Source organism: Streptomyces sp. NPDC002092 (assembly GCF_053593775.1).
On sequence record NZ_JBSFDG010000005.1, the window covers coordinates 302,114 to 319,429 of the forward strand.

The 17,316-nt window shown below is 69.6% G+C and carries 18 protein-coding genes and 2 tRNA genes; 12 read left to right on the top strand and 8 right to left on the bottom strand.

Annotated elements, in window-relative coordinates:
• Window positions 1-107 precede the first annotated feature (107 nt).
• Window positions 108-839 (bottom strand): maleate cis-trans isomerase family protein, encoded by a 732-nt coding sequence (locus ACWCRD_RS13930; RefSeq protein WP_450966077.1) that lies wholly within the window; start codon window positions 837-839, stop codon window positions 108-110.
• Window positions 836-1,633 carry a maleate cis-trans isomerase family protein gene (locus ACWCRD_RS13935; RefSeq protein ID WP_389071115.1) on the bottom strand — a complete coding sequence of 266 codons (798 nt, stop codon included), beginning with the start codon at window positions 1,631-1,633 and terminating at the stop codon, window positions 836-838. Before ACWCRD_RS13935 ends, ACWCRD_RS13930 begins: the two co-directional genes overlap by 4 nt.
• A 152-nt stretch (window positions 1,634-1,785) precedes the next feature.
• Between ACWCRD_RS13935 and ACWCRD_RS13940 the strand changes: the two genes are divergently transcribed.
• Together ACWCRD_RS13940 and ACWCRD_RS13945 are read left to right on the top strand one after the other, a co-directional pair.
• Complete coding sequence (locus tag ACWCRD_RS13940; RefSeq protein ID WP_450966078.1) at window positions 1,786-2,733, top strand: D-2-hydroxyacid dehydrogenase; 948 nt, start codon at window positions 1,786-1,788, stop codon at window positions 2,731-2,733.
• Window positions 2,734-2,754: 21 nt separating this feature from the next.
• The gene (locus ACWCRD_RS13945) at window positions 2,755-4,167 is read left to right on the top strand and encodes an amidase (protein WP_450966079.1); all 1,413 of its coding nucleotides are present in this window, start codon (window positions 2,755-2,757) and stop codon (window positions 4,165-4,167) included.
• Between the two features lie 29 nt (window positions 4,168-4,196).
• Here ACWCRD_RS13945 and ACWCRD_RS13950 read toward each other — a convergent pair whose 3' ends face one another.
• On the bottom strand, window positions 4,197-4,691 hold the full coding sequence (locus ACWCRD_RS13950) for a DUF3830 family protein (RefSeq protein WP_450966080.1): 495 nt from the start codon (window positions 4,689-4,691) through the stop codon (window positions 4,197-4,199).
• A gap of 204 nt (window positions 4,692-4,895) precedes the next feature.
• Here ACWCRD_RS13950 and ACWCRD_RS13955 point away from each other — a divergent pair, with 204 nt between their 5' ends.
• The 9 genes from ACWCRD_RS13955 to ACWCRD_RS13995 all read left to right on the top strand — a co-directional run bounded on the left by ACWCRD_RS13955 (window position 4,896) and on the right by ACWCRD_RS13995 (window position 11,016).
• Window positions 4,896-5,276 carry a hypothetical protein gene (locus ACWCRD_RS13955; RefSeq protein ID WP_450966081.1) on the top strand — a complete coding sequence of 127 codons (381 nt, stop codon included), beginning with the start codon at window positions 4,896-4,898 and terminating at the stop codon, window positions 5,274-5,276.
• Between the two features lie 164 nt (window positions 5,277-5,440).
• Window positions 5,441-6,376 carry an ectoine/hydroxyectoine ABC transporter substrate-binding protein EhuB gene (gene ehuB, locus ACWCRD_RS13960; RefSeq protein WP_450966082.1) on the top strand — a complete coding sequence of 312 codons (936 nt, stop codon included), beginning with the start codon at window positions 5,441-5,443 and terminating at the stop codon, window positions 6,374-6,376.
• Window positions 6,373-7,128: an ectoine/hydroxyectoine ABC transporter permease subunit EhuC gene (gene ehuC / locus ACWCRD_RS13965; protein WP_450966083.1), complete on the top strand. Its 756-nt coding sequence runs from the start codon at window positions 6,373-6,375 to the stop codon at window positions 7,126-7,128. The genes ehuB and ehuC overlap by 4 nt, the downstream gene beginning before the upstream one ends.
• Entirely contained in the window at window positions 7,125-7,775 is a 651-nt protein-coding gene (gene ehuD / locus ACWCRD_RS13970; protein ID WP_450966084.1) for an ectoine/hydroxyectoine ABC transporter permease subunit EhuD, read from the top strand. The genes ehuC and ehuD overlap by 4 nt, the downstream gene beginning before the upstream one ends.
• Before the next feature lie 34 nt (window positions 7,776-7,809).
• A complete protein-coding gene (gene ehuA, locus ACWCRD_RS13975; protein ID WP_450966233.1) occupies window positions 7,810-8,580 on the top strand; it encodes an ectoine/hydroxyectoine ABC transporter ATP-binding protein EhuA in 771 nt (256 codons plus the stop codon).
• A gap of 184 nt (window positions 8,581-8,764) precedes the next feature.
• Window positions 8,765-9,256 carry a hypothetical protein gene (locus ACWCRD_RS13980; protein ID WP_450966085.1) on the top strand — a complete coding sequence of 164 codons (492 nt, stop codon included), beginning with the start codon at window positions 8,765-8,767 and terminating at the stop codon, window positions 9,254-9,256.
• Window positions 9,257-9,591: 335 nt separating this feature from the next.
• A complete protein-coding gene (locus ACWCRD_RS13985; RefSeq protein WP_030943859.1) occupies window positions 9,592-9,816 on the top strand; it encodes a LuxR C-terminal-related transcriptional regulator in 225 nt (74 codons plus the stop codon).
• Between the two features lie 262 nt (window positions 9,817-10,078).
• Window positions 10,079-10,837, top strand: a complete 759-nt coding sequence (locus ACWCRD_RS13990; RefSeq protein WP_389071138.1) for an IclR family transcriptional regulator — start codon at window positions 10,079-10,081, stop codon at window positions 10,835-10,837.
• A 105-nt stretch (window positions 10,838-10,942) separates the two neighbouring features.
• Window positions 10,943-11,016, top strand: a tRNA-Lys gene (locus tag ACWCRD_RS13995).
• A 351-nt stretch (window positions 11,017-11,367) separates the two neighbouring features.
• Here the strand turns inward: ACWCRD_RS13995 and ACWCRD_RS14000 are convergent.
• The 5 genes from ACWCRD_RS14000 to ACWCRD_RS14020 all read right to left on the bottom strand — a co-directional run bounded on the left by ACWCRD_RS14000 (window position 11,368) and on the right by ACWCRD_RS14020 (window position 16,922).
• Window positions 11,368-13,002: an AMP-binding protein gene (locus ACWCRD_RS14000; protein ID WP_450966086.1), complete on the bottom strand. Its 1,635-nt coding sequence runs from the start codon at window positions 13,000-13,002 to the stop codon at window positions 11,368-11,370.
• Window positions 13,003-13,042: 40 nt separating this feature from the next.
• The gene (locus tag ACWCRD_RS14005) at window positions 13,043-13,558 is read right to left on the bottom strand and encodes a hypothetical protein (protein ID WP_450966087.1); all 516 of its coding nucleotides are present in this window, start codon (window positions 13,556-13,558) and stop codon (window positions 13,043-13,045) included.
• Between the two features lie 90 nt (window positions 13,559-13,648).
• Window positions 13,649-14,254, bottom strand: a complete 606-nt coding sequence (locus ACWCRD_RS14010; protein ID WP_450966088.1) for a lytic polysaccharide monooxygenase auxiliary activity family 9 protein — start codon at window positions 14,252-14,254, stop codon at window positions 13,649-13,651.
• 113 nt (window positions 14,255-14,367) lie between these two features.
• On the bottom strand, window positions 14,368-15,480 hold the full coding sequence (locus ACWCRD_RS14015) for an SPFH domain-containing protein (RefSeq protein WP_450966089.1): 1,113 nt from the start codon (window positions 15,478-15,480) through the stop codon (window positions 14,368-14,370).
• A 134-nt stretch (window positions 15,481-15,614) separates the two neighbouring features.
• Window positions 15,615-16,922 (bottom strand): peptidoglycan-binding protein, encoded by a 1,308-nt coding sequence (locus ACWCRD_RS14020; protein ID WP_450966090.1) that lies wholly within the window; start codon window positions 16,920-16,922, stop codon window positions 15,615-15,617.
• Between the two features lie 187 nt (window positions 16,923-17,109).
• Between ACWCRD_RS14020 and ACWCRD_RS14025 the strand changes: the two genes are divergently transcribed.
• Window positions 17,110-17,183, top strand: a tRNA-Lys gene (locus tag ACWCRD_RS14025).
• Window positions 17,184-17,316 lie beyond the last annotated feature (133 nt).

Here is a 17,316-nt window from a genome sequence, read left to right on the forward strand (position 1 = left end):
CCGGAGGGGCTGGATTTTTCAGCCCGTCCGGCGTTTGAGGAGCGGGGGTCCGGGGGCTGGCCCCCGGGACGGGACGAAACGGGTAGGGGCGGCGGGGGCGAAAATCCTCAGACCTGCACGATCGGCTCCCGAGTGAACAAAGCCCCCAGCATCGGCGCATTCACCCGCCGATCAGCCAACCGCAACGCCTCCCACACAGTGACCTGATTCGCGGTGAGCACGGGCTTCCCCAGCTCCTTCTCCAAGGCGGGAATGTGCGCCGCCGTATGCAGCGCCGTGTCCGGCAACAGCAGCGCGTCCGCATCCGGACGGTCGGCCTCGCGGGCCAGCAGAAACACCTCCGCCTCCCCCCACGTCCCGACCTCCGCCGCCGTGATGATCCCGGCACCCCGCACGGACGTGACCTGCGCGCCCCCCGCCCGCAGAAACTCCGCGAACAGCCCGGCCACGTCCTCGGGATACGTCGCCCCGACCGCCACCCGCCGCACCCCGACCTCCTGCAGCGCGTGCACGAAGGCGAAGGACGTCGACGAAGCCGGCATCCCGGCCGCACGGGCAAGAGCGCGCACCTGCTCGTGGGCGCCCTCCCAGCCGTAGACGAAACTTCCGCTGGTGCAGGCCCACACCACCGACTCGGCGCCCGCCATGCGCAGCTCCTCGACTCCCGCCGCGAGCCGCTCGGCCGAGCCCATCTCCCGCAGCGCGTCCACCCGGTGCGCGTCCTCGCCGATGTCGGTGTGGACGACGTCGAGGCGGATGTTGCTGCCGAGCAGCTGCTCGATGCGTGGGTATTCGTCCTCCGCGGAGTGGCCGGGGTAGAGGAATCCGAGTGACGTCATGACCTGCCTTCCTGCTGCTGTTCACCGTCCGGGAGCTGTGGCAGTACGGGGCCGGAGCGCGCCGCCGGATCGATCAGCGCCTGATAGGGCCCCACCGCCCGGGTACCCAGTCGGGACAGCGCAGCCCACATCGTCACCTGGTTGGCCGAGATCACCGGGATGCGCAGTTCGGCCTCCAGTTGCGGGATGACGTCGTAGGTCGGGAGGTTGGTGCAGCTGATGAACAGGACGTCGGCCGGCCGTCGTACCGCCTTGTGGGCCATGGCGACCACATCGCGGTACGGGACCTTCCAGATGTGCCGGGTCAGGCCCATGTACGCGCGTCCGGTGACCTTGATTCCGGCCTCGGCGACGTACTCCTCCAGTGCGCGCGTCACGGACACGGTGTACGGCGTCACCAGCGCGACCCGTCGGGCGCCGAGCGCCACCAGGGCCTCCAGCAGGGCGCCCGAGGTGGTGACGGAGGGCATCGCACCGGCCCGGGTCATCGCCGCGCACATCGCGCGCTCCCCGGCGATTCCGCCGACGAAGCTGCCGGAGGTGCAGGCGTACGCGACGACTTCCGGCGCGACCGCGTTCAGCGTGCGGACCGCGTCGTCCAGCGTCTCGTGCTCGCTGACCAGCCGGGCCAGGTCGAGACTCACCTCGACCGGCACGAAAGGCGTCCGTGTCAGATGGAGCGACACGTCGTCCGGGACCCAGCGCCACAGCTCGCGGTCCAGAGCGAAGTCGAAGGGGGCGACCACACCCACACCCCGCTGGGGCAGTGGTCCACCGAGAAAGGAAACGTCCATGGCACCCATGGCGGCCACCGCCTCACCGTGAGAAACAGCGGAGCAACGGACCCCCCATCGCACCCGTGTTGACGAAGGTAGGTTCGGGTGCGAGCGTGGTCAAACCTCGCATGTCAGACGGCCCGCACCCGCCCGTAGAAACGGCTTTCCGCATGACCACCCCGACGCTTCTCGTCCTGGACACCGACCCTTTGCCCCGCCTCGGCAGACTCACCGGCCGCGCCCGGATCGAGCACGCGGACGAGTCGACCCTCGCCGAGCGCCTGCCGCACGCGGACGTCCTGCTGGTCTGGGACTTCACCTCCCGGGCGGTGCGTTCGGCCTGGCCGGGCGAGGGCCCGCGCCCGCGCTGGGTGCACACGGCGAGCGCGGGTGTGGACCACCTGATGTGTCCGGAACTCGCCGCCTCCGACACCGTGGTCACCAACGCCCGCGGTGTCTTCGACCAGCCCATCGCCGAGTACGTCGCCGCGCTCGTCCTGACCATGGCCAAGGATCTGCCGCGGACCTGGGAGCTGCAGCGGGAGCACACCTGGCGGCACCGCGAGACGCAGCGGGTCGCGGGCACGCGCGCGTGCGTCGTCGGTTCCGGGCCCATCGGCCGTACGATCGCCCGCACGCTCAAGGCGCTCGACATGACGACGGCGATCGTCGGGCGCACTCCGCACACCGGCATCTACGGCCCGAACGACCTGGACCGGCTGATCGCCCGCGCCGACTGGGTGATCGCGGCCGCTCCGCTGACCGAGCAGACGTACGGCATGTTCGACGCGCGCCGCTTCGGTGTGATGCAGCCCTCCGCGCGCTTCATCAACATCGGGCGCGGCGGTCTGGTCGTCGAGGAGGCGCTCGCCGAGGCGCTGGCCAAGCGGTGGATCGCGGGTGCCGCACTGGATGTCTTCGAACACGAACCCCTCACCGCCGACAGCCCGTTGTGGGAGGTTCCTGGCCTGATCGTGTCGCCGCACATGAGCGGCGACACGGTCGGCTGGCGCGATCAACTCGGCACTCAGTTCGTCGAGTTGTACGAGCGCTGGGAGGCGGGCAGACCTCTGCTGAACGTGGTGGACAAGAAGCGCGGATACGTACCAGGACGCTAACCGCCCAGCGATGGAGGGCAGATGACGGACCCCGGCCTCGACCTCACCGAGCTGACCGCCGCACGACTCGTCGAGGGCTACCGCAAGGGCGAGTTCAGTCCGGAGGAGGTCACGCGGTCCGCGTTGGAACGGGCCGAGCAAATCCAGCCGGAGGTGAACGCCTTCGTGCGGCTGCTCGCCGAGGAGGCCCTCGCGCAGGCCCGTGAGTCGACGGAGCGATGGCGGCGGGGTGAGCCGAAGGGGCTGGTGGACGGGGTTCCTGCGACGGTCAAGGACATCATCCTGCTGCGGGGCGCTCCCACCCTCAAGGGCTCCAAGACGATCTCGGAGCAGGGCAGTTGGGACGAGGACGCCCCCTCCGTCGCCCGCCTGCGCGAGCAGGGGGCCGTGTTCATCGGCAAGACCACGACCCCGGAGTTCGGCTGGAAGGGCGTGACGGACTCGCCGCGGTCCGGGGTGACCCGCAATCCGTACGACCCGACCCGCACCGCGGGCGGCTCCAGCGGTGGCGCGGCGGCGGCCGTGGCGCTGGGCGCGGGACCCCTCGCGCTGGGCACGGACGGCGGCGGCAGCGTCCGTATCCCGGCGGCCTTCTGCGGCATCTTCGCTCTGAAGCCGACGTACGGCCGGGTGCCGCTCTACCCGGCGAGCGCCTTCGGCACGCTGGCCCATGTCGGCCCGATGACCCGGGACGCGGCGGACGCGGCGCTGCTCCTGGACGTGATCGGGGCGCCGGACCACCGCGACTGGTCGGCGCTGGCCGCCGCGCCGGACTCCTTCGCCGCCGGACTGTCCGGCGGGGTGAAGGGCCTGCGGATCGCCTACTCACCGTCCCTCGGCGGCCAGGTCGCGGTGCAGCCCGCGGTGGCGTCCGCGGTACGGCGGGCGGTGGAACGCCTGGCGGAACTCGGCGCGTACGTCACCGAGACCGACCCCGACTTCACCGACCCGGTGGACGCCTTCCGCGCCTTGTGGTTCTCCGGGGCGGCCCGGGTGACCCAGCAACTCGGCCCCGAGCAGCGCAAGTTGCTCGACCCGGGGCTGCGGGAGATCTGCGCGGCGGGCGCCCGCCTGACCGCCCTCGACTACCTCGCCGCTGTCGACGTCCGCATGGAACTCGGCCGCCGTATGGGCCGCTTCCACGAGTCCTACGACCTCCTGGTCACCCCGACCCTGCCGATCACCGCGTTCGAGGCGGGCGCCGAGGTGCCGAAGGGCTCCGGCCACCGGCGCTGGACGGGGTGGACCCCGTTCACGTACCCCTTCAACATGACCCAGCAGCCGGCGGCGACCGTCCCGGTGGGTGCGGACGGGGAAGGGCTGCCGATCGGCCTGCAACTGGTGGCGGCGCGACACCGGGACGCACTGGTGCTGCGGGCGGCGCATGCGCTGTACGAGGCGGAGGTTGCTGGGACGCCACGCAGGGTGGGGTGAACCTGGGATGGTGCCTACTGAAGGTGACCTCACACCCGCTGGAAGCTGAGCGTCTCCCCCGCCGCCCCCGACCGCCACAGGTCGTTGCAGGCCTCGGCCATCGCGTCGAGGCCCTCGGTCACCTGGCCCCAGACGATTCCCGGGACCCAGCCCACGTCCCCGTTGAGCAGCAGGTTGTTGCGCTCGTAGAAGAGGGCGAGGTCGACGACCGTGGTGCCGGGGCGTACGCCGGTGTCGTAGCCGTAGGCCTTGGTGGCCAACTCCGTGCCGGCGAAGGAGAAGTAGCAGAGGTCGCCGGGGATCGGCGTGACCGTCGGGTTCTCCAGGGGTGGCTCCCGGTCGGCGAAGGGCGGGAACAGCGCGTAGATCTCGTTGCGTGCGTATTTGGCGTGGTAGACCTCGCCACTCAGTGGAAGGGCGTCCCACACCGCCGCACAGGTGTGCGGCGCGCGCTCGTCGAGGAGCCTCGCCGTGCAGTGGACGCCCCTTTTGACCAGCGAGACTTTGATGTGACGGTCGGCCATGTGCCCTCCTGTGGACCTGCTTTCAGCCGGGTCTGCTTCAGCCCTGTATGCCACGCCCCCGCCTCAGTTGCACGTTCGGTCACCTCCCCAAGAGTCAATGGCAGCGATGGCGGCCGGGCCACAAGACTCTTGGTGCCCGCGCAGGAGGACGCCACGCGTGACCTCTTGTGAAGCATCAGCACATCCCGCTCAGGAGGCGCCTTGATGACCTCGACGACCGCCCGCCGTCCCCGCAAGACCCTGCTCGGAGTCCTGGCCGTCGCCATGGCCGCCGGAACGGCCCTCGGCGCCACCCCCGCCGAGGCCGCGACGGCGACCAAGAAGTGCAGCGGCGGACCGGCCAACTGCGTCCTCGCCAAGGTGCACCCCGTGAAGGGGACCGTGAAGGTCACGGTCGACCTCACCGGAGGCAACAAGCCGTACAAGTACGGCTGGGACCTGCGCCAGAACGGCAGGATCCTGTGCAGCGGAGAGATCCGCGAGCGCTGGCCCGCGAAGACGTTCACCTGCAAGAACATGCCGAAGGGCAGGCTGACGCTGACCGCGTCGTACCAGAAGAGCGCCACCATCGGCATGAAGTGGTAGGCGCCACCGTCAAGCAGTGACCGCTTCACGAGGGCTCACCCGACGGCGTACCCGATGTCCGCGCCGGGCATCGGGCACGTCCCTTTTGTCGCTTTACGCCCCACTCTCATCAGGGGCCGCAAACAGACGGCATAGGCGCAATCGGTCTGGGTAGACGCGCGCCCATGGCTCCACCACACGGCAAGAACTCAGGAAGCGACACAAGAAACGACACAAAAGGCATCCGGCGCCGCTCGCTGCTCGCGGGGGTAGCGGCGCTCGGCGCGGTGGGCACGATGGGCGCGACCAGCGCATGCAGCAGGGTGGCGACGGCGGACACCGGCGACGGCGGGCATCTGCTGGACCAACTGCGGGCGAAAGGCGTCGTCCGGCTGGGCCTGGCCGGCGAACAGCCCTTCGGTTACATCGGCAAGGACGGAAAGATGACGGGCGAGGCGCCGGCCGTCGCCGAGCGCATTTTCAAGCGGCTCGGCGTGGAGAACGTAGAGCCGTTCGCGACCGAGTTCGGCTCACTGATCACCGGCCTGAATTCCCTTCAGTTCGACTGCGTAGCGGCCGGCATGTACATCACTCCGGAGCGCTGCGATCAGGTCATCTTCGCCGACCCCGAATACCAGATGCTCGATGCCTTCATCGTGCCGAAGGGAAATCCGAAGAACCTCCGCACCTACAAGGACATCGCCAGGACCGGCGCCAGAATGGCCACCGGCCTCGGCTACGCGGAGATCGACTACGCCAAGGAGGCCGGGGTCAAGCACATCACGACCCTGCCCGACCAGCTGGCCGGGCTCCTCGCGGTCGAGCAGGGCCGTGTCGATGTCTTCGTCGGCACGGCGGTCACCGTGCGCAATGTCGTGAACCAGAGCAAGTCCCGGAAGGTGGAGGGCACACCGGAAGTCACGCCGTATGTGAAGGGAAAGCCGGTCATCGACGTCGGCGCCTTCGCGTTCCGCAGCCCCGAGACCCATCTCCGGGACGCTTTCAACCGCGAGCTGCACAAGATGAAGCGGAGCGGTGAACTCCTGGAGGTCATGCGGCCCTTCGGCTTCACGAAGGACCAGATGACGTCCATCACCGCCAAGGAGAAGTGCAAGCCATGAGCGAAATCAGCTGGGGTCTGTGGAAACTCCTCCTCAACGGCATATGGGTCACCGTCCAGCTCACCGTCTACAGCGCCGCACTCGCCGCCGCCGTGGCCTTCGTCATCGGCCTGGCGCGCACCCATCGGCTGTGGATCGTGCGCTTCCTCTCCGGCGCGTACTTCGAGATCTTCCGCGGCACCTCCGCGCTGATCCTGATGTTCTGGATCTTCTTCGTGCTGCCGATCGGCTTCGGCTGGCAGCTGGTCCCGATGTGGGCCGCGGTGCTGGCCCTCGGCCTGAGCTACGGCGCATACGGCTCCGAGGTCGTGCGAGGTGCCGTCAAAGCGGTGGCGCCGGCCCAGCGTGAAGCGGGCATCGCGCTCAGCTTCAGCCCCGCCCAGCAACTACGCAAGATCATCCTTCCGCAGGCCTGGCCGGGGATGGTCCCGCCGTTCAACAACCTGCTCATCGAGATGCTCAAGGGCAGCGCCCTGGTCTCGATCATGGGCGTCGGCGACATCACCTTCGGCGCCTCACTGGTGCGCAACGCCACCGGCCAGAGCGCACCCGTCTACACGATCATCCTCGTCATGTACTTCGTGCTGGCGTTCGTCCTCACCCGCGGCATGCGCGTCGTGGAGCGACACGCCAAGGCCGGGATCGGTCAGGCCCCGCGGAAGCGCGAGGGCCTGCGGGCCCGGATGAACGGCAGGCAGGTCGACGACTTCGCGCGGTCGGGCGCGACTCCCGGTGGAGGTGCTGTCCGGTGAAGTGGGACTGGAACGCGGTCAGCGACTTCATGCCGATGTTCTGGCACGGTCTGCTGGTCACCCTCGAGGCGCTGGCGCTCGGCGCCGTGCTCGCCTTCGCCCTCGGCCTGGTGTGGGCCATGATGCAGCGCTCGGAACACGTCGCGGTGCGCTGGCCGGTGATGGCGGTCACCGAGTTCGTACGGAACACCCCGCTGCTGGTGCAGCTGTTCTTCCTCTTCTACGTGCTGCCCGAATGGGGGCTCACGCTCTCGGCGCTCACCACCGGCGTGATCGGCCTGGGCCTGCACTACTCGACGTACACCGCCGAGGTGTACCGCGCCGGTATCGACGGTGTGCCCGCGGGCCAGTGGGAGGCGGCCACGGCGCTCAACCTGCCCCGCACCCGGACCTGGTTCGCGGTGATCCTGCCGCAGGCGATCAGGCGCGTCGTGCCGGCGCTGGGCAACTACGTCGTCGCGATGCTCAAGGACACTCCGATGATCTTCGTGATCGGTGTGCTCGAGATGCTGGGCGAGGCCCGGCAGTACTCCGCCCAGACCTTCCACACGGTCGAGCCCATCACGATCGTCGGCATCGCCTTCATCGTCATCTCCTACCCTGCGTCCCTTCTCCTGCGAGTCCTGGAGCGTCGCCTTGTCCACTGACAGCAACCTCTCGAAAGAAACGGCCAATCCCTCGGTGGACGGCAGCGAGCTGATCCGCTTCGACAAGGTCACCAAGCGCTTCGGCGCCAACACGGTCCTCGATTCACTGGACTTCACCGTCTCGTCCGGCAAGCACGTCACGCTGATCGGCCCCTCCGGATCGGGCAAGACCACGATCCTGCGGCTGCTGATGACCCTGACGAAGCCCGACGAGGGCACCATCAAGGTCGGCGGCGAGTACCTCACGCACGAGGTGCGGGGCGACGGGCTCGTCCCGGCCGGCGAGAAGCACGTCCGTGAGGTGCGCAAGAACATCGGCATGGTGTTCCAGCAGTTCAACCTGTTCCCCAACATGAACGTCATGCGGAACATCACCGAGGCCCCCGTGCATGTCCTCGGCCTGTCCAAGGACGAGGCCGAGGAGCGGGCGCGGGAGCTGCTCGAGCTGGTCGACCTGACCGAGCAGGCGGACAAGTACCCGACCCAGCTCTCCGGCGGCCAGCAGCAGCGCGTCGCCATCGCCCGCGCCCTCGCCATGCGCCCCCAGGTGCTGCTGCTCGACGAGGTCACCTCCGCACTCGACCCCGAGCTGGTGGCCGGGGTGCTGGACGTGCTGCGCGACATCGCGCACACGACGGACATCACGATGCTCTGCGTCACCCACGAGATGAACTTCGCGCGGGACATTTCCGACGATGTCCTCATGTTCGACGCGGGCCGGGTCATCGAGTCCGGTCCGCCGGAGAAGATATTCAGCGAACCCGACCACGAGCGCACCCGGCAATTCCTGAGCGCTGTTCTGTGACCGGTCAGGGGCGGTTGCGTGAAGGGCGTACGACTTTCTCTTCACCCAGCCGCCCCGCACGTGACCGCCCACCAGGGCATTGCCCTTTCGGACACCTCCCCAAGTCCCAATAGTGGCCGGGCAGGCGGACGTTGAAGAATTTCAACGAATCCACCGGTTCCCGGTTACCTGGAGGTATCCCCCCATGGCATTGACCACTCCTCGCCGCACTTCCCTGGGCCGCGTCGCAGCCGCGGGCCTGGCCGCCACGGCCTCCCTCGCCCTGCTGGGAGCGGCAAGCCCTGCCGCCACCGCCGCACTGCGCGTCGGCACCGCGCACTCCGGTGCATCCGCCGTGGTCGGGAAGGACGGGTACGGCAAGTGGGTCGCGACCGGGCCGGCCCGCTACAAGTGCCGCGTCTACGTCGCCGTCAGCGCCGGCGGGACCGCCAACGGCGCGGCCTCGGGCGAGTGCAAGGTGAGGATGTCCCAGGTGGTGGTCGTCGGCATCAGCATCAACAACAACCAGATCAAGCACACCACCGCCCGCGGCACCGCCAAGAAGGTCTACACCAAGGCCCTGAAGGAGACGAACCCCAGGGGCAAGCAGAACATCTGCGCCTTCGCCTACGTCAACTCCCCCCTCGACGAGTCGAACCCGGTGCGCAGCGAGGCAAAGGTCTGCGTCAAGGCCTGAGCCGCACACACCTGCAACCCCGGGACGGCCCGCCTGCCGAGGTGGGCCGTCTCACATTGCTGCATTTCACGAGCACTGCAAGGGCTGCAAATACCCCGCCTTCCTCAAATGAATCTCGACACCTTTCACTTGCCTTCGGATCCCATCAATTGATCGCGAACGCGAAGACTCTGCCCTAGAGTGTCGAGCGAAGGTGAAGGAAAACGGGGAAGGTAGCCATCACCGTGCCGATCAAGGATGCAACGCAATACCACTGCCACACCACAGCGCACGAGTCCGGAGACCCGCACTGCCCCTGTCGGCTCGCATTCCAACCGGCCGAGACCGAACCGGCCGTGAATGAGCTGACGGACCGTGAGCGACAGGTCCTGGTCCTCCTCGGAGGCGGGCTGCCCAACCGGCTCCTCGCCCGCCAACTGGGCATCGCGGAGCGAACGGTCAAGGCCCACGTCGCGCACATCATCGAGAAGCTGGGGCTGCGCACCCGGCTGGAGGCGGCAGTCGTCGCCAACCTTCACCACGACCTGATCTGCCCGGGAAGAAGCTCCCACAGCGGGTGACCGTCTCGCCCGGGCCCGGGGGCGGGGAAATTTCCGGCGCGATGCCGCCGCTTCATGGGTTGAACACGATTCAATCTCCGAGGTCCGGGCTCCGGGGCATGACGATGGCATATGCCAGAGTGCCTGCGCCCCTGCTGAGAGCCGTGCGCCGGGGACTTAATCTCGTCAACAACCGCTCACAACAAGCCGCTTGGCCGTTATCGTGGAAGAGATCACTGTCCGCAATACGGCCCAGTTGTAGAGCGAGCGCAGGGGGACCACCGTGGCGCTGAAGCACGAGCCGACCGCGCCGTACCACTCGGCCCAGGACGCCCTGCGCGTCCTGGAGACCGTGGCACGGCACACCACCGGAGTCACCGACACCGAGCTCGCCAGGCTGACCGGCCTCACCCCGGAGCGGCTGACCACGCTCCTGAGGATGCTCCGCCGCGAGGGCTACGTCGAGCAGATCACCGACGGCGCCTATGTCACGGGCGACGCGCTCACCCGCCTCGGCTCCGCGCAGGGCCGCGAGCAGGCGCTGCGCGAGAAGCTCCAGCGCACCCTGGACCGGCTGCGCGACTCGGTGGGCGCGGCCGTGTACCTGAGCCGGTACGTGGACGGCGAGGTCAAGATCGCCCAGTACGCCGACGGCCCGACCACCCCGGTGGTCAACGAGTGGGTCGACTTCCGCTACTCGGCCCACGCCACCGCGATCGGCAAGAGCCTCCTCGGCCAGCTGGACCACAACAGCCGGCGCGACCACCTCTCCCGCCACAAGCTGGCCCGGCTCACCTCGCGCACGATCACCAGCGACCGGCTCCTGCTCTCCCGCCTGGAGTCCCAGCCGCCCACCGTGCCCCACCTGGACCTCCAGGAGTACGCGGTCGGCACGGTCTGCGCGGCCGTCCCGATCAGCGCCGGCTCCTCGGTCGGCTGCCTGGCCCTCTCCCTCCCCGTCGAGGACGCCCACCGCCTCCGCCAGGCCGCGGACACCCTGAACCGGAACGCGGCGCCCGTACTGCTGTCCCTGGCGATCTAGGCCGACATCGGCAGGGTGGTCCGGAGCACCCCTCCGGACCAGGTACTATTTTCTTCGTCGCCACCGCGAGACACGGAAACGTGAACCGCGGCCGACGTGAGTCATGCGCCGCTAGCTCAGTTGGTTAGAGCAGCTGACTCTTAATCAGCGGGTCCGGGGTTCGAGTCCCTGGCGGCGCACAAACGGTAAAGGCCTCTCGCAAGCGCGGGGGGCCTTCGCCTTTTGAGGAGGTTCCCCCGGGTCGCGCAGAGCGGCGGCTGGGGGTCTGGGGGTTATCCCCCAGGGAATGCAGCATCAGCGGGTCCGGGGTTCGAGTCCCTGGCGGCGCACGATGGCGATGGCGAGGCGTGTTCGCGGAAAGCGCGAACCACCTCGCCGTCGTTGTTTCTGCGCGGCTTCGCCGCGCACTGTGGGGGCTTCGCCACCCACACCCCCCTTCCACCAGCGGCCCCCCGCGGCCCGCAGGGTGGAGGAGTCGATCCCCCCAGTTGTGACACCGCGCGCGGGGGCGGCTTCGTCACCCGGGCCCCTCAGGCCAGGTCTCTCCCGGGAGTGGGAGGGGCTTCGGCGGCTTTTCGGTCGTTGCTGGTCAGTCTTCGGTAGGTGGGGGTCTGGTCGGTCGGCGGGCGCCACCACAGCGGGTCGGGGCAGCGGAGGCCCTCCCTTCTTAGCTGGGCGCGGTGGATCTTGTTCGTGGCTGTGACCGGCATCCGGTCCACGACGCGCACGAACCTGGGTGCCATCTTCGTGCCGAGGTCGGGCTGGGCGGCCAGGAAGTCGGCGAAATCCGCCGGGTCGAAGCGCCCGGCGATCGTCGCCATCACCTGGTCCCCGGTCACCGGATCGGGCACGGCGTACACGGCGACGGCGTCAGCGCCCTCGTACCGGGCGAGGATGTTCTCGATCATCGCGGCGGCCAGGTTCTCGCTGTCGACGCGGAGGCGGTCGTCGGTGCGGCCGGCGAAGTAGAGGTAGCCGTCGGCGTCCCGGCAGAAGAGGTCGCCGGTCCAGTACCAGCCGTCGCGGAGCCGCTCGGCCTCCGCCGCGGGGTTGCGCCAGTACCCCTCGAAGGGGTTCGGCCCCTGGTTCACCAGCTCCCCTATGGCCTCGTCCCCGTTGAGCAGCCGCCCGCCCGCGTCGAACACCGCGGGCGGGCACTCCTTGCATGTCTCCGGATCGAGTACGACGAGCCCGGGCGCCGCCCGCCCGACCGCACCCGGCGGTGTCCCCGGCGACCACTGCACGGCCGCCCCGCCCTCCGACGACCCGTACCCCTCCACCAGCCGCACCCCGAACCGCCGCTCGAAGGCCGCCGCGTCCACCGCCCCCGCCTCCGTGCCGAAGCCGAGCCGCAGCGGATTGTCCCGGTCGTCCGCGCGCTCCTCGGTGGCCAGGATGTACTGCACGGCACGCCCCACATACGTGAAGTACGTCGCCCCGTACTTCCGTACGTCCGTCAGGAACCCCGACGCCGAGAAGCGCCGCCGCAGCGCCACGCCCGCGCCGGCCGCCAGCGCGGGCGCCCAGTCGGCGATCACCGCGTTGCCGTGGAACATCGGCATGCAGATGTAGTGCACGTCCTCGGGGCGCACCCCGAACTGGCCCACCAGCGAGGCTCCCGCTGCGGCCAGTCGCCCCTGGGAGCAGATCGCGGCCTTCGGGGCACCGGTCGAGCCCGAGGTGAAGTAGAGGAGGAGGCGGTCTTCGGGAGTGGCCCGGCAGGCGTCCGGTGCGGCGTCCGTATACGAAGCGAGCAGGTTGTCGTACTCCTCGCCGTCGGTCAGCAGGAGGCGCACGCCCGGGAGATCGAGGCCGCCGAGGAGCGGGAGGTGGGTGCGCTCGGTGAGGACGATCCGGCACTCGGTGTGCAGGATGTCGCGAGCCAGCTCCGGTCCCCGGCGGGTGGGGTTGATCCCGGCGACCGCCGCTCCCGCGAGCGCCGCCGCGCCCAGCCACAGCGGGTACTCGGGGGTGTTGTCGAGCAGCACGCCCACATGCGGCTCGGCGCCCGGCGGCAGCAGATCGGCCAGCAGTGCCGCCCGGGCGGCGGCACCGGCGGCCACCTCGTGGTGGGTGAGCACCCGTTCCCCGCACCACAGCCCGGGCCGGTGGTCGCCCCACCGCTCGGCTACCAGTTCCGCGACCGTGCGCCTGTTGGACTCCATGGCGGCGCACGGTAGTTGATGGGCCGTCAGATGTGGAGGGTCATGGGGTCATCGTGACGCCGTCGACGACGACGGTGTTGGTGGTGTCCTCGGTACCCTCGCCGAAGCCGAAGCCCTCGGACGTCTGGTGGTACGTGACCATGAAGCCGACGCAGAACACGGCCATCACTCCGAGGAATGCCAGTACGCCGACGGTGGACGCCGCCAGCCCGGCCCGCCGCGGCGCCTTGGCCGTGGCGACGGCCTCATCGTCTTCCTTGTAGTAGACGGTGACGAAGTCGCCCTCCAGCACCGTCGCCGGCCCGCCCCGCTCCTCGAAGCGGACGACGCGGCCGCTGCGTGCGGTGAACTCGTAGACATGGTGCAGCGTGGTGCTCACCGACGTGTCGCCGCCGCCACCGTGGGTCGTCGTGAACATCCGAAGACAGCGCCCCTCGGCCGTCAGCCCGCTGTTCCAGGCGCTACGGATCCGCAGTGCGCGACGCAGCACGGCGTACGCGCCGAGGAGGACCACAGCCAGGATCAGGCTGGGCACGAGGTAGAAGATCACGTCCATGGGGGTCCCCCGGTCTTGGTACGCCGCCCCCGTTCGGTCGGCGTGGCAGGAACCTACCCACGCCGACCGCGCCATTGGCTCAAGGAATCCTCAGAACCTGACGTCCGAGCAGGCATAGAACGCGTTGCCCGTGTCCGCGATCGTCCATACGGCGACGATGACGTGGTGACCGCTCAGCCCGGACGGCAGCGTGCCGCTGTGGGAGAGGGTGGCCGGGGGGCGCTGCCCGTTGTACGGCACCGTCAGGAACGGTGTCGTGTTGAGGTCGGAGCGGGCCAGGTTGTGGTTCTGGTTCCAGCCCTGCCTGGTGACGAAGTACTTGAAGTCGGTGGTGGCGTGCATGGCGGTGAACTGCCAGCGGAAGGTGTAGCTCTGCCCGCCCGTCACCCGGGTGGTGGGCCAGGCGCCGCCCGAGGGCGTCCTCGGGCTGTCGAGCTGGGAGAAGCGGGCGTTGCCGCCGGAGCAGATGGCGCCGTCGGCCGGTCCGGTGGCGGGGAAGCCCTTGGGGCCCTCGACGCTCTGCGGCTCGTACTGGATCTCGCCGCAGTCGGTCACGGTGCCGTTCTGGCAGAGCTTCTGCCTGCTGACGGGGAGGTCGGTGTAGCCGTGGCCGCTCGCTCCTCCGGCGGAGAGCACGAAGGCTCCTGCCGTGGTGAGTCCGAGCGCGGCGGCGTACCACTTGGTCTTTTTGCGCATGCTGCCGCTCCTGAAGAACGTGGGGGAAGTTCCATGAGGCGTGCAGGTCTAGACCAAGTCTCAGATTATTGCCGATTGTTGGCCGTGTCCATGCACAGGACATGGCCGCGCCATCACGGACCCGGTTCTGTGCGCCCGGCACAGAACGCCACCGTCAAGTCCTTGACCAGCGCCTTGCGTTCGTAGTCGTCCAGCTCCACCAGGCCCCGCACGGTCAGCCGTGTCACGGTGTCCTCCACCGAGTCGACGACCGAGGTGAGCACGGTCGCGCGGTGCTCCGCGTCCAGGGCGGCGATACGGCGGCGCTGCATCGCGGCGGCCACCTCGGGGGCGTACTCGACCCGGACCGGCTGCACCGAGAACACCTCCAGCCCTACCGGCGCCGCGTCCGCCGCCGTCAGTCGGGTCAGCGCCTCCGTGACGGCCTCCACCGAACCCTTCGACGCACCGGGCGCCTCCACCGCGACCCGCGCGAGCGCCGCCTCCACGCACTCGCGCAGATAGGTCTCGTGGTCCTCGATGCCCAGTACCGCCCGCGCGGTGTCCCGCACCCGCCACACCACCAGCACCACGACCCGCAGCGCGACCCCGTTGCCGTCGGCCGCGGGCATCTCCTCGCTGCGCCAGTGCCGCAGCCGGACGTCGACCCGGCGGCGCAGGTGCAGCGGGTTGACCCACATCAGGCCGGTGCGCCGGACGGTGCCCCGGTAGCGGCCGTACAGCCCCAGCACCCAGGCCCGTCCGGTCCGGCCGCGTGCGAGGCCGCCGAACCCGAAGAAGCCCAGCGTCGCGGCGCCCGCGTAGGCCGCCCACTGCGCGGGGCCGAGCCCGGCGCCCGGGTCCGCCGGCAGCCGTAGCGCCGTCACCGCGAGGGACGGCAGGACGCCCGCCCACCACGAGGTCGCCACGCAGCCGGCCGCCCCGCAGGCCCCGGCGAGGACTCCCGCCGTCGCGGGCAGCACCCTGGCGGGCCGCTCGCCCAGGTCGGGGTCGATCTCGGGCGCGGACCGCGGCTTCACCGCAGTCGGGCGCCGGAACCGCGGCTGTTCGCCGGTCCCCTGCCGGCGGCCGACCACCGTCGGCCTGAGCGGTACGGACACCGGGGCGGCTTCGTCGCGGAACAGCAGATGGACGGGGATCTCGGTGGTCGCCTCGTTCTGGATGAGGCGGCCGGGTCTGCCCGGCCCCTCGGACTCGGGCGTCTGTGAAGTGGTCGTCGTACTCATGGGTGCCTCCAGCCTCCGCGCCAGATGCGTCACAACAGATGGGTCACAACAGACGGGTCACAGCAGATGGGTCACAGCAGATGGGTCAAACCGAACCGCTCGGAACCAGACAGAGCAGGTCAGCGCGGAAGCGCTCAGGAGAAGAGCCGCCGCCAGGTCTCCGGGCCCGGGACGCCGTCCGCCGCGCCGCCCCGCCAGCCCTGGGAGCGCTGGAAGTCCTCGACGTTGCGCCGGTCCTCCTCGTCCCAGTCCGGCCCCGGATCGGCCGTGTAGTACTTGTCGAACCCCTTCTTCACCAGCTGGTCCCCCAACTGGGTGACATACGGGTTGGAGGCGCCGGGGCGGAACATCGCCCGTCCCGGATAGCCCGGCACCCCATGGGACGAAGGCACCTGTGGATCCGGCGCGTCGAGCGGAGCGATGTCCTTGCCCTTGCCCGACACCAGCAGGTCCCAGGTCTGCGGCCCCGGCAGCCCGCGCACCTCCGCGCCGTTCCAGCCCTGGGCCAGCTGGAAGGCCCCGGTGGCCCGGCGGTCCGCGTCCGACCAGCGCGGGCCGGGGCCCAGTGCGTAGTACTGCCCGGCACCGCGGGCGACGAGCATCTGCCCGAGCTGGGTCACGTACTTGTTGTTCGCGCCGGGGCCGAAGTACGCCGCTCCCGGGTACGGCGCCGCGATGCCCGGCGGATTCGTCGGCTTGTCCGGACCGGCCGCCGGGTCCTCCTTGAGCCCCTTGTAGCGGTAGGGGACGTAGCGGTTCGACTGGTGCCAGTAGGCGTACGGGGTCTCCTTCCGGCGGGCCTGCGGGGGCCGCTGCTCGTAGGCGAGGTACGAGGTGTGCGTGTAGTCCTTCCAGCCGCCGAAGATGACGACGTGCGAGCCCCTCTCCGGGTTCTGCGGATTGTGGAACAGCAGAATGTCGCCGGGCTGCAGTTCATCCTTGGTGATGCGCTCCGCGAACTTGCCCAGGGTGCCCGTCCATTCGTTTCCGGGCAGTCCCCAGGCCATCGAGACATAACCCGAACAGTCCTGTCGGTAACCGTCGGACCAGTAGGCCTCCATGCTGTACGGCACCTTCGCGTCGACCCATTTCTTGGCCCGGGTGATGATGTCCGCGCGGGTGGTCTGGGGCACCTTGACGTCACTCGCCGGCTCGACGGGCGGGCCGCCCCTGCCATGCAGCGGCGCGCGGTGCCCCTGCGGGGTGGCTACCTCGCTGCCTGCGGAAACGCCCGGCCCGGGCGGTACCTGCGGGGCGGCGAGCGCCGGTGCCACGTGCCCCGCGCCGAGGGCCGCGGACGCGGCGGCCGCCACGATCACGGCGCGGTGGGCCGCCGGGTGCCGTACCGCCCGCGAATACGGCAGAACACTCCGCCAGTGCGCACATCCCGGGCAGTCGCAGTCGTTCGCCGGATCGAATTCCTCGAATACCGGAGTCGCCATGCGATTCCCCTCACACTCCAGATGAAAATGACCGGGCCTGTCCACGATGATCAGTTTCCCAACCCTCTTCCCGACGCGCATGTTGACGGTCCGAATGATGTACAAGCGCCGCCCGTGACCCCGGGAGCCAGCGGGACGGGTGGTCAGAAGCACCCCCGACCGTCCGGTAGAGTTACGACGTCAGCAGGCGCCGCTAGCTCAGTTGGTTAGAGCAGCTGACTCTTAATCAGCGGGTCCGGGGTTCGAGTCCCTGGCGGCGCACAGACAGCGAAGGCCCTCCGCGGAAGCGGGGGGCCTTCGCCTTTGGCGACGTTCTCCCGGGTCGCGCAGAGCGGCGGCTGGGGGTCTGGGGGTTGTCCCCCAGGGAATGCAGCATCAGCGGGTCCGGGGTTCG

Excerpts from the sequence above, each read along its gene's own strand:
- ACWCRD_RS13930 (WP_450966077.1), bottom strand. The coding sequence starts at position 839 with ATGACGTCACTCGGATTCCTCTACCCCGGCCACTCCGCGGAGGACGAA.
- ACWCRD_RS13935 (WP_389071115.1), bottom strand. The coding sequence starts at position 1,633 with ATGGACGTTTCCTTTCTCGGTGGACCACTGCCCCAGCGGGGTGTGGGT.
- ACWCRD_RS13940 (WP_450966078.1), top strand. The coding sequence starts at position 1,786 with ATGACCACCCCGACGCTTCTCGTCCTGGACACCGACCCTTTGCCCCGC.
- ACWCRD_RS13945 (WP_450966079.1), top strand. The coding sequence starts at position 2,755 with ATGACGGACCCCGGCCTCGACCTCACCGAGCTGACCGCCGCACGACTC.
- ACWCRD_RS13950 (WP_450966080.1), bottom strand. The coding sequence starts at position 4,691 with ATGGCCGACCGTCACATCAAAGTCTCGCTGGTCAAAAGGGGCGTCCAC.
- ACWCRD_RS13955 (WP_450966081.1), top strand. The coding sequence starts at position 4,896 with ATGACCTCGACGACCGCCCGCCGTCCCCGCAAGACCCTGCTCGGAGTC.
- ehuB (WP_450966082.1), top strand. The coding sequence starts at position 5,441 with ATGGCTCCACCACACGGCAAGAACTCAGGAAGCGACACAAGAAACGAC.
- ehuC (WP_450966083.1), top strand. The coding sequence starts at position 6,373 with ATGAGCGAAATCAGCTGGGGTCTGTGGAAACTCCTCCTCAACGGCATA.
- ACWCRD_RS13980 (WP_450966085.1), top strand. The coding sequence starts at position 8,765 with ATGGCATTGACCACTCCTCGCCGCACTTCCCTGGGCCGCGTCGCAGCC.
- ACWCRD_RS14000 (WP_450966086.1), bottom strand. The coding sequence starts at position 13,002 with ATGGAGTCCAACAGGCGCACGGTCGCGGAACTGGTAGCCGAGCGGTGG.
- ACWCRD_RS14005 (WP_450966087.1), bottom strand. The coding sequence starts at position 13,558 with ATGGACGTGATCTTCTACCTCGTGCCCAGCCTGATCCTGGCTGTGGTC.
- ACWCRD_RS14010 (WP_450966088.1), bottom strand. The coding sequence starts at position 14,254 with ATGCGCAAAAAGACCAAGTGGTACGCCGCCGCGCTCGGACTCACCACG.
- ACWCRD_RS14015 (WP_450966089.1), bottom strand. The coding sequence starts at position 15,480 with ATGAGTACGACGACCACTTCACAGACGCCCGAGTCCGAGGGGCCGGGC.
- ACWCRD_RS14020 (WP_450966090.1), bottom strand. The coding sequence starts at position 16,922 with ATGGCGACTCCGGTATTCGAGGAATTCGATCCGGCGAACGACTGCGAC.